We start from the raw sequence: 25491 nt of genomic DNA on the forward strand, positions 1-25491 counted from the left end.
GTCCTGATTTCAGGAACTTGGGGCCAATATCAGAGCGAATCGAATATGGCAAGGATTGTTTGGCCTTCGGGCCGCTTTGGCGTAACAGGGGGATAAATCCACGCCCAGTTGCGAGAGCCCTAATGTCCGAGCCCAAGACCCAGATCGAGTCCCTCTTCGTCACCCGCCTCTACCGCGCCTCTCTATCCGCATTCGGCCCCAAGGTCGATACGGGCGAACTGGAAGCCTCGTGCTATGCCATCGCCGAGGATGACGAGGCCGGTCAGGACTGGTGCGAGGAGAACGGCTATCCGGGTTACACCTCCTACGCCTCGCTCACCGACCTGCCCTGGCGCTTCCCGATCTTCGCGGACATGGTGAAGGCATTGGACAAGCACGTCGCGGCCTTCGCCGAGGATCTGCAATTCGATCTGGGCGAGGGCAAGCTGGTGCTCGAAGACCTCTGGATCAACATCCTGCCCGAAGGCGGCACCCATAGTTCGCACCTCCACCCCCATTCGGTGATCTCGGGCACGACCTATGTCGCGATGCCCGACGGCGCCTCTGCGCTGAAGCTGGAAGACCCGCGCAGCGCCCGGATGATGGCGGCCCCTACCCGCCTCAAGACCGCCCGGCGCGAGCTGCAGCCCTTCATCTACATCGCCCCCGAACCCGGCGAGGTGCTGCTCTGGGAAAGCTGGCTGCGCCACGAGGTGCCGATGAACATGGCCGAGGACGAGCGCATCTCGGTGAGCTTCAATTACAAATGGGTGGATTGAGCCCTACGCTTTGATCGCAATCATAGCCAAACCGGGTCTCACCTGATTTCCTTGCTGCGCAACCAGATAACGGGAGCGCAGCATGAAAACACTCGTCGCCTATGCCTCCAGCGAGGGGCAAACCCGCAAGATCGCGCGGCACGTCGCCGACCGGATCTCCGAATTGGGCCATTCCGCCGAATTGATTTCCACTAAGGAAGCCGAGGGGATGGACCTCGACCGGTTCGACCGGATCATCCTCGCGGCCTCTATCCATGTCGGACATTATCAGGGCCGCTTCGCCGATTTCGTCGCAGAGCAACGCGACATCATCCGGAACCGCCCGAGCCTCTTCCTCTCCGTGTCCCTGGCCGCCGCCGGTCACGACGCGGAGGACTGGCGCGCCCTCGACAAGATCCTCAAGGATTTCGAGGCCGCTACCGGCTGGACGCCGGATCTGACGGAACAGATCGCGGGCGCTTACCTGCCGTCGAAATACGATGTCTTCCGGCGGTTCGTGATGCGCCGGATCGTGGCGAAGAAGGACCCCGATGCCGATCTCGACGCCGATATCGAATATACCGACTGGGAGGCGCTCGATGCGCTGATCGACGGCTGGATCTCCGACGGCGCCTGACCGCCCATCCTCCCAAAGCAAAAGCCCCGCCATCTCTGGCGGGGCTTTCGTTTGTCTTAAGCAGTCAGACCGGGATTACCAGTCCTGACGCTCGACGATACGGCAGGCGACCGGAAGCTTGGCCGCGCCGAGGCGCAGAGCCTCGCGAGCGGTCTCTTCGTTGACGCCGTCGATCTCGAACATCACGCGGCCGGGCTTGACCTTGGCGGCCCAACGGTCGACCGAACCCTTACCTTTACCCATACGGACTTCGGTGGGTTTCGCGGTGATCGGGGTATCCGGGAAGATCCGGATCCAGACACGGCCTTGACGCTTCATGTGGCGGGTGATCGCACGACGCGCAGCTTCGATCTGACGGGCGGTAACGCGCTCGGGCGCCTCTGCCTTGAGGCCGAAGTGACCGAAGTTCAGGTCGAAACCACCTTTGGCTTCACCGTGAATCCGGCCTTTGTGCATCTTGCGGAACTTCGTCCGTTTCGGTTGCAGCATAACTATCTACTCCCTCAGCGATCGCGACGCGGGCCGCGCGGTGCCGGGCCCTCTTGGGCTTCAGCGTGCTTGCGGTCACGAGCTTGCGGATCATGTTCCATGATCTCGCCTTTGAAGATCCAGACCTTCACGCCGATGATCCCGTAGGGGGTCGACGCTTCGGACAGCGCATAGTCGATATCGGCACGCAGGGTGTGCAGCGGAACGCGACCTTCGCGATACCACTCGGTACGTGCGATCTCGGCGCCGCCCAGACGGCCAGCGACGTTCACACGGATACCAAGACCACCCATACGCATCGCGTTCTGCACCGAGCGCTTCATGGCGCGACGGAACGAGACACGACGCTCGAGCTGCTGTGCGATCGACTCGGCGACGAGCTGCGCATCGAGTTCCGGCTTGCGGACTTCGACGATGTTCAGGTGCAGCTCGCTGTCGGTGAAGTTCGCCAGCTTCTTGCGGAGCGCTTCGATGTCAGCGCCCTTCTTGCCGATGATGACGCCCGGACGTGCTGCGTGAATGGTCACACGGCACTTCTTGTGCGGACGCTCGATGATGACACGGCTGATGCCGGCCTGCTTGGCTTCCTCGTGGATGAACTCGCGGATCTTGATGTCCTCGAGCAGCAGGTCGCCGTAGTCTTTGCTGTCGGCATACCAGCGGCTATCCCAGGTGCGGTTGACCTGGAGGCGCATGCCGATCGGATTAACCTTCTGACCCATTACGCTTGCTCCTCAACCTGACGCACCTTGATGGTGATTTCCGAGAACGGCTTCATGATCTTGCCGAAGCGACCACGTGCCCGCGGACGGCCACGCTTCATCACCAGGTTCTTGCCAACCCAGGCTTCCGCCACGACGAGCTCGTCCACGTCCAGGCCGTGGTTGTTCTCAGCGTTGGCGATTGCCGACTGAAGGCACTTCTTCACGTCGAGCGCGATGCGCTTCTTCGAGAAGGTCAGGTCCGAAAGGGCCTTGTCGACCTTCTTGCCACGGATCATCGCGGCGACGAGGTTCAGTTTCTGCGGCGAGGTGCGAAGCATGCGGGTCTTCGCCATCGCTTCGTTCTCCGCCACGCGGCGCGGATTCTTTTCCTTACCCATGACGATTACTTCCTCTTGGCTTTTTTGTCGGCCGCATGCCCGTAATAGGTGCGGGTCGGCGAATATTCACCGAACTTCTGACCGATCATTTCCTCGGTGACGTTCACCGGGATGTGCTTGTGGCCGTTGTAGACCCCAAAGGTCAGACCAACGAATTGCGGCAGGATGGTGGAGCGACGCGACCAGATCTTGATGACGTCGCCTTTGCCCGACTCGCGAGCCTTCTCTGCTTTTTTCAGCAGGTAGGCATCAACGAAGGGGCCTTTCCAAACAGAACGAGACATATGTTAGCGACCCTTCTTCTTCGCGTGACGCGAACGCAGGATATACTGGTCCGTCTTCTTGTTGACGCGCGTGCGCTTGCCCTTGGTGGGCTTGCCCCACGGCGTAACCGGATGACGGCCACCCGAGGTACGACCTTCACCACCACCGTGCGGGTGGTCGATCGGGTTCATCGCGACACCGCGGACGGTCGGACGGACGCCCATGTGGCGCTTACGACCGGCTTTACCGAGGTTCTGGTTCGAGTGGTCGGCGTTCGACACGGCACCGATGGTCGCCATGCATTCCTGACGCACGAGGCGCAGTTCGCCCGACGAAAGACGCAGCTGAGCGTAGCCACCGTCACGGCCGACGAATTGGGCGTAGGTGCCCGCGGCGCGTGCGATCTGGCCACCCTTGCCGGGCTTCAGTTCGACGTTGTGGACGATGGTACCGATCGGCATGCCCGAGAACGGCATCGCGTTGCCCGGCTTGACGTCGTGACGCGAGCCCGAAACGACCTTGTCACCGACAGCGAGACGCTGGGGTGCGAGGATGTAGGCCTGCTCACCATCTTCATAGTTGATCAGCGCGATGAAGGCGGTCCGGTTCGGATCGTATTCGATCCGCTCGACGGTGCCTTGAACATCGAACTTGCGACGCTTGAAATCGACGATGCGGTAGAGACGCTTCGCGCCACCACCCTTGTGCCACATCGTGATCCGCCCGGTGTTGTTCCGGCCACCCGACTTGGTCAAACCCTGCGTGAGGGCTTTGACCGGACGGCCTTTCCAAAGCTCCGAACGGTCGATCAGAACCAGCCCACGCTGGCCCGGCGTCGTCGGCTTATACGACTTGAGTGCCATGCTTTCTGTCTTCCGTTGGTTTGCGGCGAGTTGCCCCGCCTGTCTGTGTGTATAGGGCCCCGAAGGTCCCCGAATTCAAAAATCACGGGCCCCGGAACGAATCCGAGGCCGCGAGACTGGCGCGATGTAGCAGGGATGCGGGGGTGAGTCTATAGGCTTGGCCTGTTTTTGCGCGCGACGGACCAAGCAACTGGCGCTTCGTCGTCCGGGCGGGCAAAATGGCTCTCGAGGCAGAAGACATAACAGGAGCAACCAATGCGTCCAACCCGAGCAATCCTCCTTGCAGCCGCGCTTTGCGCGGCAGCGACCCTCGCCACCCCCACCCTCGCCGACGCATGGCGCGGCACCTATGAGGTCGCCGGGGTGAAAGGCGAGGACATGCTGAAACTGCGCGCAGGCCCCGGCACCGGCTACAAGGTGATCCTGGGGCTTCCGAACGGCGCGCTCGTCCATGTGCGCAGCTGCGAGCGCAGCGGCAATACCCGCTGGTGCAACGTCTCGCTCGACGTCGCCCGCAACCTGCGCGGCTATGTCTCGGAGAGCTACCTGCGCGAGAAGTGAGGCGCTGGCGCTGCCCAGGCTGGCCGCCCGGGCACTCCATGAGCGGCAAGCGCTCCCTCCCCCCCGACACGGCAAACGAAAAGGCCCCCGCATCAGCGAGGGCCTTCTCAATTTCTCTGTCCTACCGGATTACAGACCGGTGGTGACGTCGATCGTGTTGCCTTCTTCCAGCGTCACGTAGGCTTTCTTGAAGTCCGAGCGACGGCCGGGGGTGCCCCGGAAGCGCTTGGTCTTGCCTTTGGTGATGGTGGTGTTGACCGCCTTCACCTTGACGCCGAAGAGAGTCTCAACAGCTTCTTTGATCTGCGGCTTCGAAGCGTCTTTAGCAACTTCGAAAACAACAGCGCCGTTCTCCGAGGCCATGGTGGCCTTTTCGGTGATGATCGGCTTGACGATCACGTCGTAATGTTCGGGTTTCGCGCTCATTTCAGACGAGCCTCCAGAGCTTCGACACCCGCCTTCGTGAGCACGAGCGTGTCACGCTTGAGGATGTCATACACGTTGGCGCCCATCGAAGGCAGCACATCGATGCCGTCGATGTTGCGCGCGGCTTGGGCGAAGTTCTCGTTCACCTCGGCCCCGTCGATCACCAGCACCTTTTTCCAGCCCAGCTCCTTGGCGGCTTTCGCCAGCAGCTTGGTCTTGGCTTCGGCGAGCTGCGCGTCCTCCAGGACGATCAGTTTGCCAGCGGCGGCTTTCGACGACAGCGCGTGCTTCAGACCCAGAGCCCGGAACTTCTTGGGCAGGTCATGAGCGTGGCTGCGCGGGGTCGGGCCCTTGTAGACACCACCCTTGCGGAAGATCGGCGCCTTGCGGGAGCCGTGACGTGCGCCACCGGTGCCCTTCTGACGGTAGATCTTCTTGGTCGAGTAGCTGACCTCCGAGCGGGTGAGAACCGAGTGGGTGCCCTGCTGAGCCTTCGCGCGCTGCCAGCGCACGACGCGATGCAGGATGTCCGCACGCGGCTCGAGCCCGAAGATCTCGTCGGCGAGGTCGATCGAACCGGCTTTGCCGGCGTCGAGCTTGATCACATCGAGTTTCATTGCTTGTCTCCTTCGGGCGCTTCGCCGCCGTCTTCGCCTTTGTCGGCTTCGATCGACTCTTCAGCTTCCTTCAGCGCAGCAGCTTCCTGAGCGGCCTGCTCCTCGGCGAGACGCTGAGCTTCGGCTTCAGCCTCGGCAGCAGCAGCGGCAGCGGCTTCTTCAGCAGCTTTCGCAGCGGCTTCGGCAGCCGACTTCAGCGCGGCGGGGTAGATGATGTTCTCGGAGAGCGGCTTCTTGACCGCATCCTTGACCGTCACCCAGCCACCTTTGGCGCCCGGCACCGAACCCTTGACCATGATCAGGCCACGGTCGGCATCGGTCTTGACGACCTGAAGGTTCTGGGTCGTGACGCGCACGGCACCGAGGTGACCTGCCATCTTCTTGCCCTTGAACACTTTGCCCGGGTCCTGACACTGACCGGTCGAACCGTGCGAGCGGTGCGAGATCGACACACCGTGCGTGGCGCGCAGACCGCCGAAGTTGTGACGCTTCATAGCACCGGCGAAACCCTTACCGATCGAGGTGCCCGCGATATCCACGAACTGACCTTCGAAATAGTGGTTCGCGGTGATTTCCTCGCCCACTTCGATCAGGTTTTCTTCAGCGACGCGGAATTCCGCGACTTTGCGCTTCGGGGCGACATTGGCTTTCGCGAAGTGACCACGCAGAGCGGCGGTCGTACGCTTGGCCTTGGCTTCACCAGCGCCGAGCTGAACGGCGGTGTAGCCGTCGAGTTCGGAAGTGCGCTGAGCCACCACCTGAAGCTTGTCGAGTTGGAGAACGGTCACAGGAACCTGCTTGCCGTCCTCAAGGAAGAGCCGGGTCATGCCCAGCTTCTTGGCGATAACACCAGTCCGCAGCATAATGCCCTCCTTACACCTTGATCTCGACGTCGACGCCCGCTGCGAGGTCGAGCTTCATCAGCGCGTCCACGGTCTGGGGGGTCGGATCGACGATGTCGAGAAGACGCTTGTGCGTCCGGATTTCCCACTGGTCGCGCGACTTCTTGTCGATGTGCGGACCACGCAGAACCGTGAATTTCTCGATCTTGTTCGGGAGCGGGATGGGCCCGCGAACCTGAGCACCCGTGCGCTTCGCGGTGTTCACGATTTCCTGGGTGCTGGCGTCCAGCACGCGGTAATCGAACGCCTTGAGCCGGATGCGGATATTTTGGCCGGTCATATGTCATGCCTCTTCGCATGGCGTGAAGGTTGAGAGGCAGACGGCACCGAATGTAGCGCCTGCATCGAACCTGAAAATCTTGGCAGATCAGGCGCGTCCTCTATGGCGTCACTCTGAGTCTGTCAAGAGCGAATGGCGCGCCTTTCGGCGCACCATTCAAATTCTTTCCAACTGTCGTTTTCGGGGCCCCGGAGAGGGCTCCGAAACCATCGATCACGCGATGATTTTGGAGACGACGCCGGCGCCGACGGTGCGGCCACCTTCGCGGATTGCGAAGCGCAGACCGTCTTCCATCGCGATCGGAGCGATCAGTTCGACTTCGAACTTCAGGTTGTCGCCCGGCATCACCATCTCGGTGCCCTCGGGAAGGGTCACGGTGCCGGTCACGTCCGTCGTGCGGAAGTAGAACTGCGGACGGTAGTTCGCGAAGAACGGGGTGTGACGGCCACCTTCCTCTTTGGTGAGGATGTAGGCTTCTGCCTCGAACTTCGTGTGCGGCTTAACCGAACCCGGCTTACACAGAACCTGACCACGCTCAACGCCGTCACGGTCCACACCGCGCAGCAGCGCGCCGATGTTGTCGCCAGCTTCACCACGGTCCAGCAGCTTGCGGAACATCTCGACGCCCGTGCAGGTCGTCTTCGAGGTGTCGCGGATACCCACGATTTCCAGTTCGTCGCCGACGTTGATCACGCCACGCTCGACGCGGCCGGTCACAACCGTACCACGGCCCGAGATCGAGAACACGTCTTCGATCGGCATCAGGAAGGGCTGATCCACGGCGCGCTCCGGCGTCGGGATGTAGCTGTCGACAGCTTCCATCAGCGCGCGGATCGAGTTCTCGCCGATTTCCGGATCACGGCCTTCCATCGCGGCCAGAGCCGAACCCTTGATGATCGGGATATCGTCGCCGGGGAAGTCGTAGGACGACAGAAGTTCGCGAACTTCCATTTCCACGAGCTCGAGCAGCTCTTCGTCGTCGACCTGGTCAACCTTGTTCAGGTACACGACCATCGCCGGGATGCCGACCTGACGGCCGAGCAGGATGTGCTCGCGGGTCTGCGGCATCGGGCCGTCAGCTGCGTTCACAACCAGGATCGCGCCGTCCATCTGCGCTGCACCCGTGATCATGTTCTTCACGTAGTCGGCGTGGCCGGGGCAGTCGACGTGCGCGTAGTGACGCGACTCGGTCTCGTACTCCACGTGCGCGGTCGAGATCGTGATGCCGCGGGCTTTCTCTTCCGGCGCGCCGTCGATCTGGTCATACGCGCGGAAATCACCGAAATACTTCGTGATCGCAGCCGTCAGCGTCGTCTTGCCGTGGTCAACGTGGCCAATCGTGCCGATGTTGACGTGCGGTTTGTTACGTTCAAACTTTTCCTTTGCCATGATGGCCTCCTGTCAGTGCGTTGGATTGGAAAGGCGCCGGGTTGCCCCGGCGCACGTCCCTTACGCGTATTTCTTCTGGATCTCGTCCGAGATGTTCTGCGGCACGGCTTCGTAATGGCTGAAGAGCATCGTGAAGACCGCACGGCCCGAGGACATCGAACGCAGGTTGTTGATGTAGCCGAACATGTTGGCGAGCGGCACGAAGGCGTTCACGACGACCGCGTTACCGCGGGTGTCCTGACCTTGCACCTGGCCCCGACGCGAGGTCAGGTCGCCAATGATGCCACCGGTATATTCTTCCGGGGTCACCACTTCGACTTTCATCATCGGCTCGAGCAGCTTCGCGCCAGCCTTGCGCAGACCTTCACGCATCGCGGCACGCGAAGCGATTTCGAAGGCGAGCACCGAGGAGTCGACGTCGTGGAAAGCACCGTCAACCAGCGCAACCTTGAAGTCGATCACCGGGAAGCCTGCCAGCGGACCGGAGTCCATGACCGACTTGATGCCCTTTTCGACGCCCGGGATGTATTCCTTCGGAACAGCACCACCAACGATGCGGCTCTCGAACGAATAACCTTCGCCCGGCTCGGTCGGCGTGATCTCGAGCTTGACGCGCGCGAACTGACCGGTACCGCCGGTCTGCTTCTTGTGCGTGTAGTCGATCTCGGTCGCGTGGCTGATCGTCTCGCGATAGGCCACCTGCGGAGCACCGATATTCGCCTCAACCTTGAACTCGCGCTTCATGCGGTCGACCAGGATGTCGAGGTGAAGTTCGCCCATGCCCTTCATGATGGTCTGACCCGACTCGATATCGGTCTCGACGCGGAAGGACGGGTCTTCGGCTGCCAGGCGCTGAAGGGCGAGGCCCATCTTCTCCTGGTCGGCTTTCGACTTCGGCTCCACGGCGATTTCGATCACCGGATCAGGGAAGGTCATCGTTTCGAGAACGACCTGGTTGTTCGGGTCGCACAGCGTGTCACCGGTGGTGGTCTCTTTCAGACCGGCCAGCGCGATGATGTCGCCTGCATATGCTTCTTCGATCTCGGTCCGGTTGTTCGAGTGCATCATCATCATACGACCGATGCGCTCTTTACGACCTTTGGTCGCGTTCAGGATCGAGTCGCCCTTCTTCATCGTGCCCGAGTAGAGGCGCGTGAAGGTGAGCGAGCCCACGAAGGGGTCGTTCATGATCTTGAAGGCGAGACCCGAGAGCGGCTCTTCGTCATCGGCGTGACGCGCGATGTTCCGGGTTTCCGTCTCGTCGTCCGGCGAGAAGCCCATGTAGGCGGGCACGTCGAGCGGCGAGGGCAGGAAGTCGACCACGGCGTTGAGCAGCGGCTGGACACCCTTGTTCTTGAAGGCCGAACCACCCAGAACCGGAACGAAGGACAGCGACAGCGTGCCCTTACGGATCAGGCTGCGCAGCGTTGCGATATCGGGCTCTTCGCCTTCGAGATAGGCCATCATCGCGTCGTCGTCTTGCTCGACGGCGTTCTCGATGAGGTGCGAACGCCATTCGTCCGCAGTCGCTTTCAGATCGTCACGGATCGGCTGACGAACCCAGGCAGCGCCCAAATCTTCGCCTTTCCAGACCCACTCTTCCATGGTGACCAGGTCGACGATGCCTTCGAGTTGATCTTCGGCACCGATCGGGAAGTTCACCGGAACCGGGGTCGCACCGGTGCGGTCTTTGATCATCTTCACGCAGTTGAAGAAGTCCGCGCCGATCTTGTCCATCTTGTTGACGAAGACGAGGCGCGGAACCTTGTAGCGGTCAGCCTGACGCCACACGGTCTCGGTCTGCGGCTCAACACCGGCGTTCCCGTCGAGCAGCGCAACAGCGCCGTCGAGCACGGCCAGCGAACGCTCCACCTCGATGGTGAAGTCGACGTGGCCGGGGGTGTCGATGATGTTCATACGGAACTTGGTATCATCCGTACCTTCGGCGGTCGGATCTTCCTGCCACTGCCAGAAAGTCGTCGTTGCTGCCGAGGTGATGGTGATGCCGCGCTCGGCCTCTTGCTCCATCCAGTCCATGGTAGCAGCACCGTCGTGCACTTCGCCGATCTTGTGCGACTTGCCGGTGTAGAACAGGATGCGCTCGGTCGTCGTGGTTTTACCAGCGTCGATATGCGCCATGATCCCGAAGTTGCGATAACGCTTTAGGGGATATTCGCGAGCCATTGTGGCGTCCTTCCGTTATTACCAGCGATAATGGCTGAACGCTTTGTTCGCGTCGGCCATCTTGTGGGTGTCTTCGCGCTTCTTGACCGCGGAACCACGCGAGTTCACCGCATCCAGAAGCTCGCCAGCGAGGCGCTCTTCCATGGTGTTCTCGTTGCGGGACTTGGCGGCAGCGATGAGCCAGCGGATAGCCAGCGCTTCGCGGCGGGTCGGGCGCACTTCGACCGGAACCTGGTAGGTGGCACCACCCACACGACGCGAACGCACTTCGACCGAAGGCTTCACGTTGTCGAGGGCTTCGTGGAACACCTCGATGGGCTCACGCTTGAGCTTGCCCTCAACGCGGTTGAGCGCGTTGTAGACGATTTTCTCGGCGGCGGACTTCTTGCCGTCGATCATCAGGTTGTTCATGAATTTGGTCAGCACGCGATCGCCATATTTGGCGTCGGGCAGGACTTCGCGCTTTTCAGCGGCGTGACGACGAGACATCTCGAGATCTCCTTACTTCGGACGCTTCGCGCCGTATTTCGAACGGCGTTGACGACGGTCTTTAACACCTTGCGTATCGAGCACACCGCGCAGGATGTGGTAACGAACGCCCGGAAGGTCTTTCACACGGCCGCCACGGATGAGCACAACGGAGTGCTCCTGGAGGTTGTGCTTTTCGCCCGGGATGTAGGAAATGACCTCGAAGCCATTCGTCAGGCGCACCTTGGCGACCTTACGCATAGCGGAGTTCGGTTTCTTCGGCGTCGTCGTGTAGACGCGCGTGCAAACGCCACGCTTTTGCGGGCACTCTTGGAGGTGTTGCGACTTAGAGCGCTTCACCTTGGGCTGCCGCGGTTTGCGGATCAGCTGTTGGATCGTCGGCATTCGGTTCCCCGTTCTGCTGTCAATACTCGCCCCGTTTCCGGAGGCGCCACTTCTCGACGCGTTTCCGCGCGGATTCGCGAAAACGCCAAATCGCATTCCTCCCCGGCCCGAGGACCGCGGCGAATGCGTTGAATTCCAGAGGATCGGGGCGAAGGCCCGGATCATGACCACTAGAAATCGGCGACCCTCCGGGCAGACTTCGCCCGTCAGGTAGCGCGGCGTATAGGGGGAGTCGTTTGGGTTGTCAACTCTCGCGGCGGGTCCGTGCGAGGAGCTGCGCGCCCCACCCCGCAAAGAGGATCCCCCAGAGCAGCCAGGCCACCGTAAGGCTCACCAGCCCGGCGAAATAGGTATCCGACAGGAAGTGCCGCCCGGTGCCGACCCGCTGCACGATGATGAAGACCGCGACGAAGACGCCGATGGCCCGCAGATAGAGCAATCCCCAGCGCGGGAGGCGTAGCCGCGACAGCTCCGCGCCGAGCCAGATCAGCAGCCCCAGCGCCACCGCCGCCGCCACCTCGCCCGATACGAACGAGCAGTTCCGCGAGCATTGATCGGTGAAGGTGCCCGCAAGACTGAAATGATGCGCGCCGCCGAAGAGATCGACATCGGCCGGGCGCGCGCGTCCCGAATTGGCCTTGAGGACCCCGTTCACCACCACGATCGGGCCGAGCAGGTAGAGCAGGCAGACGAAGGCCCAGATCCGCGCCGGCAGGCGCAGCACCGTGCGATGGCGCAGCCCCGCCCAGGGCCAGGCCACGAGCGAGACGAGGAACAGCACGATCGAGACATCCCAGATCCGCTGGCGCAGCCACTCCCAGAGCGGATTGGTGATCACCGAGAACCCCTCCCCTGCCCGGTAGAACAGCCCGGCGACGCCGAGATCGAGTTCCGGCACGAAGCGGAACAGCAGAAAGCCCCCGATCCACGCCGCCAGCAACAGGCGGCCCGCGAATATCATGTCAATTTTCGGAACGGACACAGCGCGCCTCCACCAGATAAGCCGCATAGCCTTTGCCCGCCCAGGTCCCCGTCGCGTCGAGCTGCGCCTCGGGGGTAACCGGACCGCTGCCGCAATCGGGCGCGCTATTGGCGATCACCAGCAAACGACCATAATAGTCCTGTGGCAAGGGCCACATCTGCTCGTAATAGCTGTCGGCGCGCACGACAGGCTTCGGCGCGTAGACGGTCACGCCCGCATCCTGCCCGGTATAGAACAGATCGGCGAGGATCGCGCGATTGCCCGTGTAGACCGGCACGTCGGTCGCTTTCGCGAGTGTCAGGATCTGGCGGCTCAGATCGGCCTGCCCCAGCCACCGCTTCAGAAGCGGCGCGCCATCCTTCTGCGGATACGGCGCGAGAACGGTCAGCAGCGGGATCGACAGCGCGATCAGACCGTTGATCACGATCGCGATCCAGCGCCAGATGCCGCGCAGCACGATCACCGCCAGCACCGTCCCTGCGAAATAGGCCGCGACCGCCCAATTGGCATAGGCGCGGTCGAGCAGCGCCTCGATCGTCACCGCGACCAGCGGCGGCACCGAGAGCATCGCCAGCCCGCGCTTGTCCGGATCGCCCCAGCCCGCATAGCCGATCAGCAGCGCCACCATCGTCACCGGCCCGAAGACCGCGAATTGCGAGGCGACGAACTCGGCCATCGAGCCGAAATTGAGCGCGGCCCCTTCGCGGACCCAGCCGACATTGTCCATCGTATGCGAGACCGTGGTCAGCCCGTTATTCAGGTTCCAGACCACGTTCGGCGCGATCACCAGTCCGAAGGCCAGCGCCGCAATCACCATATTACGCCAGCCGATCCGCCACGCTGGCGCAACAAGGGCTGCCAGCGCCAGACCGGGGATCAGGTAGATCGCGGCGTATTTCGCCATGAAGGCTAGCCCCGCCGCCACGCCCGCAGCGAGCGCGTCCGACCAGCGGCGGCTCTCGCCGGTACGATGCAGGAACAAAAGGCTCAGCGCGTAGAACGGGGCCATTACCGTATCGGTCGAGATCAGCACCGAGCCGACCGCGACGAAGGGCAGCGTGACATAGATCGCCGCCGACCAGATCGCGACCGAACGGCCCGCGATCCGGGCGCCCAAGGCGCCAAGCACCAGCGCCGTGATACCGTGCAGCACAGCGCCCGGCATCCGCACCCAGGACGGCGCGTCGGAGCCTGCCAGATCGGTCACCGCCCGCAGCAGCCAGCCGATCAGCGGCGGTTTCGAGTAATAGCCGAAATCGAGATGCTGGCCCCAGAGCCAGTATTGCGCCTCATCGACGAAGAGATCGGTCTTGTTGAACGCAAGAAGTACCAGCCGCAGCGCGGTGACTGCGGCGACGACGATCAGGGCCGGGACGAGCCAGCCGTCCCGATCCACCCTGCGTTCAAGCTTCGCGTTTACGCTTGGCATGGATCAGCCACAGATTGCGCCCGTAGATGAACACGCCGAGCGACTGGCCGAGAACGAAGACCGGGTCTTTGCGATAGAGCGCATAGGTCAGCAGCATCACGCCGCCGGCGAGCGAGAAATACCAGAATGCGACCGGCACCACGGATTCGCCTTTGCGCTCGGACGCGATCCACTGGACGAGAAACCGCCCCGTGAACATGAGCTGCGCGAGCAGGCCGAAGAGGACCCACCACAGCTCGAGAACGCTATCCGCGTGAAGCATATCCATCAGCCAGTCCATAGGCGTTACTCCTCGCGCATCACTTCGCCGGGCTGCGCTTTCTTGCGCCGACGGAGAAGCCACGCGACGCCCATCAGGTCGACGATGCCGACGAGACCGCGCTGCAGGTTGTTGTAATTCGAGCTGCCGCCGCCGCGCGAACGGTGAGCGACGTCGACATGGGCCACCTGCCACCCGTCGCGCGAGAACAACGCGGGGAGGTAGCGGTGCATATGGTCGAAATAGGGCAGCGCGAGGAACGCCTCGCGCCGGAAAGCCTTGAGGCCGCAGCCGGTGTCGCGGGTGCCGTCTTTCAGGATCGCGCCGCGGATCTTGTTTGCCGCCTTTGAGGCCAGCTTCTTGGACATCGTGTCCTGCCGCCCAACGCGTTGGCCCGCCACCAGCCCGATCTTCTCGGAATTCGCCGCGCGCAGCGGCGCCATCAGGGCGGGAAGCTCGGAGGGCGGGTTCTGACCGTCGCCGTCCAGCGTGCAGATGATGCTGCCCTTCGCGGCCCGAACGCCTGAATGGACGCCCGCGCTTTGACCGCCCGACGCCCGCTGACCCGCCGCATTCTTGTGCTGCAGCAGGCGCAGGTTCGGATGCGTCTTCATCCGCTCGCGCAGGATCTGGTCCATCCCGTCATCCGAGCCGTCATCGACCACGATCACCTCGTAATCGCAGACCGGCGCGCAGGCAGTGTCGATCTCGTCGAGAAGCCCCGCGATGTTCGGCGCTTCGTTCTTCGCGGGGATCACGATTGAAATCTCGGGCATGGGTGCCGGAACTCTCTTGTCGCTGGGCCGGGATGGCGCCGAAGGTGCGGCTCTATTAGACCCGCCACCCGGTCTTGTAAACGGATCATCCCGGGGCAGCCGCGTCCCTGTGGCGGATCAGCCGAATTTCGCGAATAGCTTCGAATAGCTCGGCTTGAGGGCGTTTCGCATCTCCATTGCACGTTCCATGTCACCCGCCATCGCCGCATCGTAGAAGAACGCAACAGAGACCGCGAAACCGTCCACGAGCTTTTGATAGGCCATGTCGGTGTCGGCCTCCAGCGCAGGATGCTTGACGATCTGCGCCGCGAGGTAGCTCAGCAGCGAGGCATCCGCGATCAACTGGCGTGCGCCCTCGCCGCCCATCCCGGCGTAATCGCGCGCGAGCACCTCTTCCATCTCCGCGTGATAGGCGTTCATCCGATCCGAGAAGCCCACGATACCATTGCGGATATGCAGATCGCCGATGCTGTCGCGCACCCCTTCGAGGGTCTCATGCGCCTCGGGCAGGTTCCCGGCGGCCACCTCTTCCTCGGCCTTCGCCGCAAGCTCGCTGACCTTGTCGAAGGTCGCGCCGAGAACCGCGTCATCGGCATATTGCGGCGGCGGCTCGGCGGTCCAAGCGTCGGACAGCGTCTGCCACTCGCCGACGAAGCGATCGAGCGCGGCCTTGGTTTCCGGCTGCTTGCCCTGGTTCGACAGGAACAGCGCCGCGCGGTAGTCGCCATAGGCCTTGCGCAGCTGCGCCTCCGCATCCTGATAGGCGCCCGCAAAGGCAGGCATGGCGATCAGCGCGCTCAGCGCGAACGGGGTGACAAAGCGGATCATCGGGGTCCCTCCTCCGGCAAACAGGCTCTCGCCTTTTCGACGTTACCCTGCCTCAGAGATCGGGTTCGCGCAAAGAAAAACCCCCGCGCGATCTCTCGCGCGGGGGGATGCTTCAGATCGTCTCCAACCGGAGGTGGATCAATCGCGGCTTTCCGGCGTCTCGACCGGACCGAAATCAGCCTCTGCCTCGGCCGGAGCCGCCAGCGCTGCCGCGGCTTCCGCCTCGGCCTGACGCTGCTGGATGACCTTGGAGTCACGCTCGGTCGCGATCTTGCGGACCTTGGTGGTCGCGCCACCGGTACCCGCCGGGATCAGACGGCCGACGATGACGTTCTCCTTGAGGCCCACGAGCTTGTCGCGCTTGCCCTGCACCGAAGCCTCGGTGAGAACGCGGGTCGTCTCCTGGAAGGAGGCCGCCGAGATGAAGGACCGGGTCTGCAGCGAGGCCTTGGTGATGCCGAGCAGCACGGGCTCGCCATGCGCCGGACGCCCACCACGGGCTGCAACCTTGTCGTTCTCCTCGTCGAACTCTGCCTTGTCGACATTCTCGCCTTTCAGAAGCGTCGTATCGCCGGAATCGAGGATCTCGATCTTCTGCAGCATCTGGCGAACGATCACCTCGATGTGCTTGTCGTTGATCTTCACGCCCTGCAGTCGATAGACGTCCTGTACCTCGTTGATGAGGTAGTCGGCCAGAGCCTCAATCCCCATGATGCGCAGGATGTCATGCGGCGCCGGGTTGCCGTCCATGATGTAGTCACCCTTCTGCACGAAGTCGCCTTCCTGCACCGGGATGTGTTTGCCTTTCGGCACCATGTACTCTGCCGGCTCCAGACCATCATCACGCGGATCGATCGCGATCCGACGCTTGTTCTTGTAGTCCTTGCCGAAGCGCACATAGCCATCGATTTCGGCGATGATCGCGTGATCCTTGGGACGACGTGCTTCGAAGAGTTCGGCCACACGCGGCAGACCGCCGGTGATGTCCTTCGTCTTCGCGCCTTCGCGCGGAATACGCGCAACGACGTCACCCGCCTTCACGTCCTGACCGTCTTCCACCGAGAGGATCGCGTCCACCGACATGGTATAGGTCACCGGGTTGCCCGCTTCGTTGCGGACCGGCTCGCCATCCTCGCCGAGGATCAGAACTTCCGGCTTCAGCTCGTTGCCCTTGGGCGCAGCGCGCCAGTCGGACACGATCTTCTGGGTCATGCCGGTCGCATCGTCGGTATCCTCGCGCACGGAGATACCCGAGATCAGGTCGACGAAGCGAACCTTACCGGGCTTCTCGGCGATGATCGGCAGGGTGTAGGGATCCCATTCGATCAGCTTGTCGCCGCGACCGACTGCCTCGCCATCCTTCACGAAGACCTTGGTGCCGTAGCCGATCTTGTGCGAGGCAAGCTCTTCACCCTGATCGTTCACGATCACGAGCTGCATGTTCCGGCCCATGACGATCTGCTCGCCCATCTCGTTGAGGATGATGTTGGCGTTGCGGAACTCGATCTTGCCTTCCTGGCTGGCCTCGAGGAACGACTGCGAGCCACCCTGAGCAACACCGCCCAAGTGGAAGGTCCGCATCGTCAGCTGCGTACCGGGTTCACCGATCGACTGCGCCGCGATGATGCCCACCGCTTCGCCCTGGTTCACCAGCGTACCGCGTGCGAGGTCGCGACCGTAGCAGAGCGCGCAAACGCCCTCTTCGGCCTCACAGGTCAGCGCCGAGCGGATACGGACGGATTGCACGCCCGCCTGCTCGATCGCGTCGGCCTTGCGCTCGTCGATCAGCTCGCCGGCGCGGACGATCACCTCGTCCTCGCCCGGAACCGTCACGTCATCCGCCGCGACACGGCCCAGCACGCGCTCCGAGATCGGAGCGACGATTTCGCCGTCATTCACAGCCGCAGACGCGGTGATCGCGCGGTCGGTGCCGCAATCATGCGTGCGCACGATGCAGTCCTGAGCGACGTCCACCAGACGACGGGTCAGGTAACCCGAGTTCGCCGTCTTCAGTGCGGTATCCGACAGACCCTTACGGGCGCCGTGGGTCGAGTTGAAGTATTCAAGAACGGTCAGACCTTCCTTGAAGTTCGAGATGATCGGCGTCTCGATGATCTCGCCGTTCGGCTTGGCCATGAGGCCACGCATGCCGCCCAGCTGCTTCATCTGCGTCACCGAGCCACGAGCGCCCGAGTGGGCCATCATGTAGACCGAGTTCGGTTCCTGCTCGGCACCGTTCTCGTCGTATTTCGGCGCGGAGATGGTGTTCATCATCGCGTCGGTGACCTTGTCGTTACACTTCGACCATGCATCGACGACCTTGTTGTACTTCTCACCCTGGGTGATCAGACCGTCCATGTATTGCTGTTCGAAGTCCTTGACCTGGTCGCGGACGGTTTCGACGATATCCCACTTGTTGTCGGGGATAACCATGTCGTCCTTGCCGAACGAGATGCCAGCCTTGAACGCTTCCTTGAAGCCCATGCCCATGATCTGGTCACAGAAGATGACCGACTCTTTCTGACCGCAATAACGGTAGACGGTGTCGATCGTGTTCTGCACGTCTTTCTTACGCAGAAGACGGTTCACCAGTTCGAACGGCGCTTTCGCGTTCAGCGGCAGCAGCGCGCCGAGGCGCACACGGCCGGGCGTGGTCTCGAAACGCTCGTAGACCTCGTTGCCGGTTTCGTCGATCTGCTTGATCCGCGCGGTGATCTTGGCGTGCAGATGCACTTCGCCCGAGTTGAGCGCGTGCTCCACTTCCTCGACCGAGGAGAAGGACATGCCTTCGCCCTTCATGCCTTCGCGTTCCATGGTCACGTAGTAGAGACCCAGAATCATATCCTGCGAAGGAACGATGATCGGCGCGCCGTTGGCGGGCGACAGAACGTTGTTCGTCGACATCATCAGCACGCGCGCTTCCAGCTGGGCTTCCAGCGAGAGCGGAACGTGGACGGCCATCTGGTCACCGTCGAAGTCAGCGTTGAACGCCGAACAGACGAGCGGGTGCAGCTGGATCGCCTTGCCTTCGATCAGCATCGGTTCGAACGCCTGAATACCCAGACGGTGAAGCGTCGGCGCACGGTTCAGCAGAACCGGGTGCTCGCGGATGACCTCGTCGAGGATATCCCACACCTCGGGACGCTCTTTCTCGACCAGCTTCTTCGCCTGTTTCACGGTGCTCGACAGGCCTTTGGCCTCGAGGCGCGAGTAGATGAAGGGCTTGAAGAGTTCGAGCGCCATCTTCTTCGGCAGACCGCACTGGTGCAGCTTGAGTTCCGGGCCGGTCACGATGACCGAACGACCCGAGAAGTCGACGCGCTTACCCAGAAGGTTCTGACGGAAGCGACCCTGCTTACCTTTAAGCATGTCCGAGAGCGACTTCAGCGGGCGCTTGTTGGTGCCCGTGATGACGCGACCGCGACGGCCGTTGTCGAACAGTGCGTCGACCGATTCCTGCAGCATCCGCTTTTCGTTGCGCACGATGATGTCGGGCGCACGCAGCTCGATCAGACGCTTCAGACGGTTGTTCCGGTTGATCACACGACGATAGAGGTCGTTGAGATCCGAAGTCGCGAAACGGCCACCGTCGAGCGGGACGAGCGGACGCAGTTCCGGCGGGATCACCGGAAGCACGGTCAGCACCATCCACTCGGGACGGTTGCCCGACTCGAGGAACGACTCGACGATCTTCAGACGCTTGATGATCTTCTTCGGCTTCAGCTCGCCCGTGGCTTCCTTCAGCTCCTCGCGGAGTTGCTCGGCCGTGGCTTCGAGATCGATGCCAGCAAGCATTTCACGGATAGCCTCAGCGCCGATATTGGCGGTGAAGGCATCCGCGCCGTAGGTGTCCTGCGCGTCGAGATACTCTTCTTCGGACATCAGCTGACCGTATTGCAGGTCGGTCAGACCCGGCTCGATCACCACGAAGTTTTCGAAGTAGAGGATACGCTCGAGGTCGCGCAGCGTCATGTCCAGCATCAGGCCGATGCGCGAGGGCAGCGACTTGAGGAACCAGATGTGAGCGACGGGCGAGGCCAGTTCGATGTGGCCCATACGCTCGCGGCGCACTTTCTGGAGGGTGACTTCGACGCCGCATTTCTCGCAGACGACGCCGCGATACTTCATGCGCTTATATTTGCCGCACAGGCATTCGTAGTCTTTGATCGGGCCAAAGATGCGTGCGCAGAACAGACCGTCACGCTCGGGCTTGAACGTACGGTAGTTGATGGTTTCCGGCTTTTTGATTTCACCGAAGGACCAGCTCAGGATCCGCTCCGGCGAGGCGAGCGAGATCTTGATCTCGTCAAACGCCTTCGGCTGCGCGAGCGGGTTGAACGGGTTTTGGGTCAGTTCCTGGTTCATCTGTAAATCCTTGAATGAGGGCGGAAGGGCTTAGAGGAGGGCCTGCGCCCTCACTCGTCATCCTCCGCGTCCAGGAGTTCCATGTTGAGGCCGAGGCCCCGGACCTCTTTGACGAGAACGTTGAACGATTCCGGCACGCCGGCTTCGAAGTTGTCCTCGCCCTTGACGATCGACTCGTAGACCTTCGTCCGGCCTGCCACGTCATCCGACTTCACCGTCAGCATCTCCTGCAGGGTGTAGGCGGCGCCGTAAGCTTCCAGAGCCCAGACCTCCATCTCCCCGAGACGCTGACCACCGAACTGCGCCTTACCACCCAGCGGCTGCTGCGTGACGAGCGAGTACGGACCGGTCGAACGGGCGTGCATCTTGTCATCGACGAGGTGGTGAAGCTTCAGGAAGTACTTCACACCCACCGTGACCTGACGCGCGAACTGCTCGCCGGTGCGGCCATCGAACACGATCGACTGACCGGATTCGTTGAAGCCCGCACGCTTGAGCGCGTCGTTGATGTCGGCCTCTTTGGCACCGTCGAAGACCGGGGTCGCGATCGGAACGCCGGTGCGGACGGCTTCGGCGCTCTCGATGAACGCCTCGTCATCCATACCTTCGATGATCTCGCCGTAGGTCTCGTCGCCATAGCCGATCTTCATCGCCTCGCGAACCGGGGTCAGGTCGCCGTTACGACGATAGGCTTTCAGCGCCTCGTCGATCTGGTTGCCCAGACCGCGCGAAGCCCAGCCCATGTGCGTCTCGAGGATCTGACCGACGTTCATGCGCGACGGCACGCCCAGCGGGTTCAGCACGAGATCGACAGGGGTGCCGTCGGCGAGGAACGGCATGTCTTCCATCGGAACGACTTTCGACACAACGCCCTTGTTGCCGTGACGGCCAGCCATCTTGTCGCCAGCCTGAAGCTTGCGCTTCACAGCTACGAAGACCTTGACCATCTTCATCACGCCCGGAGGCAGATCGTCGCCCTGACGGACCTTCTCGACCTTGTCCTCGAAACGCAGGTCGAGCGCGCGCTTCTGCGCCTCGAACTGGTCGTTGAGGGCTTCGACTTCCTTGGCGTCGCCCTCGTCTTCGAGCGCGAGCTGCCACCACTGGCCCTTCGACAGGGTGCCCAGCAGTTCTTCGTCGATGGTCGAGCCAGCCTTGACGCCTTTCGGCCCCTTCACGGCAGTCTTGCCGGTGATCAGGGTCTTGAGACGCGCGTAGATGTTGCGCTCGAGAATGGCGAGCTCGTCGTCCCGGTCACGGGCCAGACGCTCGACTTCCTCACGCTCGATCTGCAGCGCACGCTCGTCCTTGTCGACGCCGTGACGGTTGAAGACGCGGACTTCCACGATCGTACCGTAGGCCCCCGGCGGCAGACGCAGCGAGGTGTCGCGCACGTCCGATGCCTTCTCGCCGAAGATGGCGCGGAGGAGTTTCTCTTCCGGCGTCATCGGGCTTTCGCCCTTCGGCGTGATCTTACCGACGAGGATGTCACCCGGCCCCACTTCGGCGCCGATATAGACGATCCCGGCTTCGTCGAGGTTGCGCAGGGCTTCCTCGCCGACATTCGGGATGTCACGGGTGATCTCTTCCGGGCCGAGCTTGGTGTCGCGGGCCGCCACTTCGTATTCGTCGATATGGATCGAGGTGAACACGTCGTCGCGGTGGATCCGCTCGGAGATCAGGATCGAGTCTTCGTAGTTGTAGCCGTTCCACGGCATGAAGGCGACGACCACGTTACGGCCGATAGCCAGTTCGCCCATGTCGGTCGACGGACCGTCAGCGACGATCTGCCCCTTCACCACCCGGTCGCCCACTTTCACGATCGGACGCTGGTTGATGGTCGAGGACTGGTTCGAGCGCTTGAACTTGCGCAGACGGTAGATGTCCACGCCCACGTCGCCCGCTTCGAGATCGTCGGTCACGCGGATAACGATACGCTGCGCATCGACCTGGTCGATGATGCCGCCGCGGTTCGCCATGATCGCAGCACCGGAGTCGCGTGCGACGGTCGCTTCCATGCCGGTACCGACATAGGGCGATTCCGAGCGCAGCAGCGGCACGGCCTGACGTTGCATGTTCGCACCCATCAGAGCGCGGTTCGCGTCGTCGTTTTCGAGGAACGGAATGAGCGCCGCACCGACCGAGACCAGCTGCTTCGGCGACACGTCGATCAGGTCCACCGTTTCCGGCGGGTTGAGCGCGTATTCGCCCGACTGGCGGGTCGAGACGAGATCGTTGATGAACTTGCCGTTCTCATCGAGCGTCGCGTTCGCCTGCGCCACGGTGTGACGCATTTCCTCGGTCGCGGACATGTAGACCACCTCGTCGGTGACCTGACCGTCGTTGACCTTGCGATACGGGGTTTCGATGAAGCCGTACTTGTTCACGCGGGCGAAGGTGGCCAGCGAGTTGATCAGACCGATGTTCTGACCTTCCGGCGTCTCAATCGGACACATCCGACCGTAGTGGGTCGGGTGAACGTCGCGCACCTCGAAGCCGGCACGCTCACGGGTCAGACCGCCCGGGCCGAGCGCCGAGAGACGACGCTTGTGCGTGACTTCCGACAGCGGGTTGGTTTGGTCCATGAACTGCGACAGCTGCGAGGAGCCGAAGAATTCACGCACCGCAGCCGCAGCCGGTTTCGCGTTGATCAGATCCTGCGGCATGACCGTGTCGATCTCGACCGAGGACATACGCTCCTTGATGGCGCGCTCCATGCGCAGCAGGCCGACGCGATACTGGTTTTCCATCAGTTCGCCGACCGAACGCACACGGCGGTTGCCGAGGTGGTCGATGTCGTCGATCTCGCCCTTGCCGTCGCGCAGTTCCACCAGGCCCTTGATGCAGGCGATGATGTCCTCTTTGCGCAGCGTGCGCTGGGTGTCCGGCGCATCGAGGTCGAGACGCATGTTCATCTTCACGCGGCCCACGGCCGAGAGGTCGTAACGCTCGGAGTCGAAGAACAGGCTGTTGAACAGGGTGTCCGCGGCCTCGACGGTCGGCGGCTCACCCGGACGCATGACGCGGTAGATATCCATGAGCGCGGTTTCGCGGTTCATGTTCTTGTCCGACGCCATGGTGTTGCGGATGTAGGGACCGACATTGACGTTATCGATGTCGAGCACCGGGATCTCGGTGATGCCGTTGTCGATCAGCGTCTTGATCGAACCGCCCGAAAGCTCGCCGTTCTTGTCGTATTCCGCCGTCAGCTCGTCGCCCGCTTCGATGTAGATGAAGCCGGTTTCGTCGTTGACGATATCCTTGGCGCAGAAGCGGCCCATGATGTGGTCGAACGGCACGAGCAGCTCGGGGACCGAGTTGTCGTCACGCCATTTCTTGACCATGCGCGGGGTCGCTTTCTCGCCCGCTTTCAGGATCACTTCGCCCGACGCCGCATCGACGAGGTCGAAGGTCGGACGGGTGCCGCGCACGCGGTCGGGGAAGAACTTGGTGACCCAGCCCGACTTGCCCTTCGCGGTGTAGGTGACGGTGTCGTAATAGGCATCCATGATGCCTTCCTGATCGAGACCCAGCGCATAGAGCAGCGTGGTCACCGGCAGTTTCCGACGACGGTCGATACGCGCGAAGACGAGGTCCTTGGCGTCAAATTCGAAGTCCAGCCACGAGCCGCGATAGGGAATGATGCGGCAGGCGAAGAGCAGCTTGCCCGAGGAGTGGGTCTTGCCGCGGTCATGGTCGAAGAACACGCCCGGCGAGCGGTGCATCTGGCTCACGATGACCCGCTCGGTGCCGTTCACGATGAACGTACCGTTCTTGGTCATGAAGGGCATATCCCCCATGAACACGTCTTGTTCCTTGATGTCCTTGACCGAACGCGCGCCGGTTTCCTCGTCCACATCGAACACGATGAGGCGCAGGGTAACCTTCAGCGGCGCCGAATAGGTCATGTCGCGAGCCTGGCACTCGTCGACATCGTATTTCGGTTTTTCGAGCTCGTATTTCACGAACTCCAGGATGGCGTTGTCGTTGAAATCCTTGATCGGGAAGACCGACTGGAAAACGCCCTGGATACCCTCGCCATCGGTGGGCTGATCGACTTCGCCGGAGCGCAGGAACAGATCGTAGGAGGATTTCTGAACCTCGATGAGGTTCGGCATTTCGAGGACTTCGTGGATTTTGCCGTAATAGCGACGGATGCGTTTCTGACCAACGTAAGCTTGAGCCATGCTCTGCGTGACCTTTCGTCTCTTCGCGGCACATGCAATGTCGGGGCCCATTGCACGCCGCAAGGCGAATGAAGGGGGGGCGGTTCCATACCTGCCTTTCGTCCCACCGAAAGGCTCCCGAACCGCGAACACCGCCTTGGAGAGGGCTTCAGGGCGCCAAAGCCCTCTCCGAGACAGGTTCGGCTGGGCCCGGGAAAACCCCGGACCCAGCCCTTTTTTCAGATCGGATGCAGTCGCATCCGGCTCGCTTACTTGAGCTCGATTTTCGCGCCAGCGTCTTCGAGCTTTTTCTTGATCTCTTCGGCTTCCGCTTTCGCAGCGCCTTCCTTGACCTTGCCGCCAGCTTCAACGAGCTCTTTGGCTTCTTTCAGGCCGAGGCCGGTGATGCCGCGGACTTCTTTGATCACGTTGATCTTCTGAGCGCCAGCTTCAACGAGAACGACGTCAAATTCGTCTTTCTCTTCAGCAGCTTCTTCGCCACCAGCAGCCGGACCGGCCATCATGACAGCGCCACCAGCGGCGGGCTCGATGCCGTATTCGTCTTTCAGGATGGTTTTCAGTTCCTGGGCTTCCAGGAGGGTCAGACCCACGATTTCTTCGGCGAGTTTTTTTAGATCAGCCATTTTTCAGTTCCTAGATTTGGGTTTCCAACGTCGCGGTTTCAAGCCGCTACGGGACAAGTCGATTGCTTACGCAGCCTTTTCCTCGATGGTCGAAAGGATGCTCGCGATGTTCGAAGCAGGCGCGCCAACGGCACCGGCGATGTTCGAAGCGGGTGCGCCGATCTGCGACACGATCTGAGCGATGAGCTCTTCACGCGACGGCATGTCAGCGACAGCTTTGACACCAGCGATGTCGAGTGCCGAGTCTCCCATTGCGCCGCCGAGGATCGAGAGTTTCTCGTTCTCTTTGGCATATTTGACGACCACTTTCGCCGCAGCGACAGGATCCTCAGAATAGGAAAGCACGGTCATGCCCGTCAGGTATTCAGCGATGCTTTCGCAGGGCTGACCTTCAAGGGCGATCTTGGCGAGCTTGTTCTTGGCAACACGAACCGAACCACCCGCTTCACGCATGCGTGCGCGGAGGTCCTGCATGTTAGCAACCGTCATGCCTTCGTAGTGAGCAACCACTACGACGCCAGAGCTTGCGAAGATCTGGCCGAGTTCCTCGACCACTTTCTCTTTTTGGGCTCTATCCACAGTTACACTCCAAGTATGGGGGTTTCCCCCCGGCTCTCATTGTCCCGGTTTCCCGGGGTCGGGTCCGAAGGGCCCGAGGCCAGATCGCCCGAGATCGGCCCGAAGGCCCAAACCCGGAATTGGTCTCGATCCCCATCTC

Annotated in this window: 25 protein-coding genes; 3 read left to right on the forward strand and 22 right to left on the reverse strand. The window is 62.0% G+C overall.

Annotation, left to right across the window (positions count from 1 at the left end; genetic code table 11):
• Positions 1-122 precede the first annotated feature (122 nt).
• Together AKL02_RS18255 and AKL02_RS18260 are read left to right on the forward strand one after the other, a co-directional pair.
• Positions 123-758 carry a 2OG-Fe(II) oxygenase family protein gene (locus AKL02_RS18255; protein WP_078549284.1) on the forward strand — a complete coding sequence of 212 codons (636 nt, stop codon included), beginning with the start codon at positions 123-125 and terminating at the stop codon, positions 756-758.
• Between the two features lie 82 nt (positions 759-840).
• Entirely contained in the window at positions 841-1374 is a 534-nt protein-coding gene (locus tag AKL02_RS18260) for a flavodoxin domain-containing protein (protein ID WP_083078220.1), read from the forward strand.
• Positions 1375-1449: 75 nt separating this feature from the next.
• Here AKL02_RS18260 and rplP read toward each other — a convergent pair whose 3' ends face one another.
• From rplP to rplB, 5 genes are read right to left on the reverse strand one after another with little or no spacing between them, the layout of a single operon-like run.
• Positions 1450-1863, reverse strand: coding sequence for a 50S ribosomal protein L16 (gene rplP, locus AKL02_RS18265; RefSeq protein WP_078542381.1), 414 nt, complete (start codon positions 1861-1863; stop codon positions 1450-1452).
• Positions 1864-1877: 14 nt separating this feature from the next.
• Positions 1878-2585 carry a 30S ribosomal protein S3 gene (rpsC, locus tag AKL02_RS18270; RefSeq protein WP_078521288.1) on the reverse strand — a complete coding sequence of 236 codons (708 nt, stop codon included), beginning with the start codon at positions 2583-2585 and terminating at the stop codon, positions 1878-1880.
• Positions 2585-2965, reverse strand: coding sequence for a 50S ribosomal protein L22 (gene rplV, locus AKL02_RS18275; protein ID WP_078521290.1), 381 nt, complete (start codon positions 2963-2965; stop codon positions 2585-2587). The genes rpsC and rplV overlap by 1 nt, the downstream gene beginning before the upstream one ends.
• Positions 2966-2970: 5 nt before the next feature.
• On the reverse strand, positions 2971-3249 hold the full coding sequence (gene rpsS / locus AKL02_RS18280; RefSeq protein WP_078521291.1) for a 30S ribosomal protein S19: 279 nt from the start codon (positions 3247-3249) through the stop codon (positions 2971-2973).
• A gap of 3 nt (positions 3250-3252) precedes the next feature.
• Positions 3253-4092, reverse strand: a complete 840-nt coding sequence (gene rplB, locus AKL02_RS18285) for a 50S ribosomal protein L2 (protein ID WP_078521293.1) — start codon at positions 4090-4092, stop codon at positions 3253-3255.
• Positions 4093-4347: 255 nt separating this feature from the next.
• Here rplB and AKL02_RS18290 point away from each other — a divergent pair, with 255 nt between their 5' ends.
• Positions 4348-4653: an SH3 domain-containing protein gene (locus AKL02_RS18290; protein ID WP_083078219.1), complete on the forward strand. Its 306-nt coding sequence runs from the start codon at positions 4348-4350 to the stop codon at positions 4651-4653.
• A 129-nt stretch (positions 4654-4782) separates the two neighbouring features.
• On the opposite strand, the gene AKL02_RS18295 is transcribed toward AKL02_RS18290, so the two are convergent.
• The 17 genes from AKL02_RS18295 to rplJ form a co-directional block, all read right to left on the reverse strand.
• Positions 4783-5079: a 50S ribosomal protein L23 gene (locus tag AKL02_RS18295; protein WP_078521296.1), complete on the reverse strand. Its 297-nt coding sequence runs from the start codon at positions 5077-5079 to the stop codon at positions 4783-4785.
• A complete protein-coding gene (gene rplD, locus AKL02_RS18300) occupies positions 5076-5696 on the reverse strand; it encodes a 50S ribosomal protein L4 (protein ID WP_075773839.1) in 621 nt (206 codons plus the stop codon). Before rplD ends, AKL02_RS18295 begins: the two co-directional genes overlap by 4 nt.
• Positions 5693-6559, reverse strand: coding sequence for a 50S ribosomal protein L3 (rplC, locus tag AKL02_RS18305; protein ID WP_078542383.1), 867 nt, complete (start codon positions 6557-6559; stop codon positions 5693-5695). Before rplC ends, rplD begins: the two co-directional genes overlap by 4 nt.
• A 10-nt stretch (positions 6560-6569) precedes the next feature.
• Positions 6570-6878 (reverse strand): 30S ribosomal protein S10, encoded by a 309-nt coding sequence (gene rpsJ, locus AKL02_RS18310; RefSeq protein WP_036639457.1) that lies wholly within the window; start codon positions 6876-6878, stop codon positions 6570-6572.
• Between the two features lie 213 nt (positions 6879-7091).
• Positions 7092-8267, reverse strand: coding sequence for an elongation factor Tu (tuf, locus tag AKL02_RS18315; protein ID WP_078571262.1), 1176 nt, complete (start codon positions 8265-8267; stop codon positions 7092-7094).
• A 60-nt stretch (positions 8268-8327) separates the two neighbouring features.
• Complete coding sequence (gene fusA / locus AKL02_RS18320) at positions 8328-10451, reverse strand: elongation factor G (RefSeq protein WP_083079907.1); 2124 nt, start codon at positions 10449-10451, stop codon at positions 8328-8330.
• An 18-nt stretch (positions 10452-10469) separates the two neighbouring features.
• Entirely contained in the window at positions 10470-10940 is a 471-nt protein-coding gene (gene rpsG / locus AKL02_RS18325) for a 30S ribosomal protein S7 (RefSeq protein ID WP_075773836.1), read from the reverse strand.
• 12 nt (positions 10941-10952) lie between these two features.
• On the reverse strand, positions 10953-11324 hold the full coding sequence (rpsL, locus tag AKL02_RS18330) for a 30S ribosomal protein S12 (RefSeq protein ID WP_038074720.1): 372 nt from the start codon (positions 11322-11324) through the stop codon (positions 10953-10955).
• Positions 11325-11568: 244 nt separating this feature from the next.
• Positions 11569-12306, reverse strand: a complete 738-nt coding sequence (locus tag AKL02_RS18335) for a phosphatase PAP2 family protein (protein WP_165757054.1) — start codon at positions 12304-12306, stop codon at positions 11569-11571.
• Positions 12287-13735 (reverse strand): ArnT family glycosyltransferase, encoded by a 1449-nt coding sequence (locus tag AKL02_RS18340; protein ID WP_083079904.1) that lies wholly within the window; start codon positions 13733-13735, stop codon positions 12287-12289. The genes AKL02_RS18335 and AKL02_RS18340 overlap by 20 nt, the downstream gene beginning before the upstream one ends.
• Positions 13710-14015 carry a lipid-A-disaccharide synthase N-terminal domain-containing protein gene (locus AKL02_RS18345; RefSeq protein ID WP_108722451.1) on the reverse strand — a complete coding sequence of 102 codons (306 nt, stop codon included), beginning with the start codon at positions 14013-14015 and terminating at the stop codon, positions 13710-13712. Before AKL02_RS18345 ends, AKL02_RS18340 begins: the two co-directional genes overlap by 26 nt.
• Positions 14016-14020: 5 nt before the next feature.
• The gene (locus AKL02_RS18350) at positions 14021-14770 is read right to left on the reverse strand and encodes a glycosyltransferase family 2 protein (RefSeq protein WP_083079902.1); all 750 of its coding nucleotides are present in this window, start codon (positions 14768-14770) and stop codon (positions 14021-14023) included.
• Positions 14771-14887: 117 nt separating this feature from the next.
• Complete coding sequence (locus tag AKL02_RS18355) at positions 14888-15598, reverse strand: hypothetical protein (RefSeq protein ID WP_083079900.1); 711 nt, start codon at positions 15596-15598, stop codon at positions 14888-14890.
• 138 nt (positions 15599-15736) lie between these two features.
• Positions 15737-19963 (reverse strand): DNA-directed RNA polymerase subunit beta', encoded by a 4227-nt coding sequence (rpoC, locus tag AKL02_RS18360; RefSeq protein ID WP_083079898.1) that lies wholly within the window; start codon positions 19961-19963, stop codon positions 15737-15739.
• Positions 19964-20013: 50 nt separating this feature from the next.
• Entirely contained in the window at positions 20014-24150 is a 4137-nt protein-coding gene (gene rpoB, locus AKL02_RS18365) for a DNA-directed RNA polymerase subunit beta (protein ID WP_083079896.1), read from the reverse strand.
• A 248-nt stretch (positions 24151-24398) separates the two neighbouring features.
• The gene (gene rplL / locus AKL02_RS18370; RefSeq protein ID WP_078521318.1) at positions 24399-24773 is read right to left on the reverse strand and encodes a 50S ribosomal protein L7/L12; all 375 of its coding nucleotides are present in this window, start codon (positions 24771-24773) and stop codon (positions 24399-24401) included.
• Positions 24774-24839: 66 nt separating this feature from the next.
• Positions 24840-25352 carry a 50S ribosomal protein L10 gene (gene rplJ / locus AKL02_RS18375; protein ID WP_078521320.1) on the reverse strand — a complete coding sequence of 171 codons (513 nt, stop codon included), beginning with the start codon at positions 25350-25352 and terminating at the stop codon, positions 24840-24842.
• Positions 25353-25491: the final 139 nt, after the last annotated feature.

The sequence above is a fragment of the Thioclava electrotropha genome (assembly GCF_002085925.2).
Taxonomy (GTDB): domain Bacteria; phylum Pseudomonadota; class Alphaproteobacteria; order Rhodobacterales; family Rhodobacteraceae; genus Thioclava; species Thioclava electrotropha.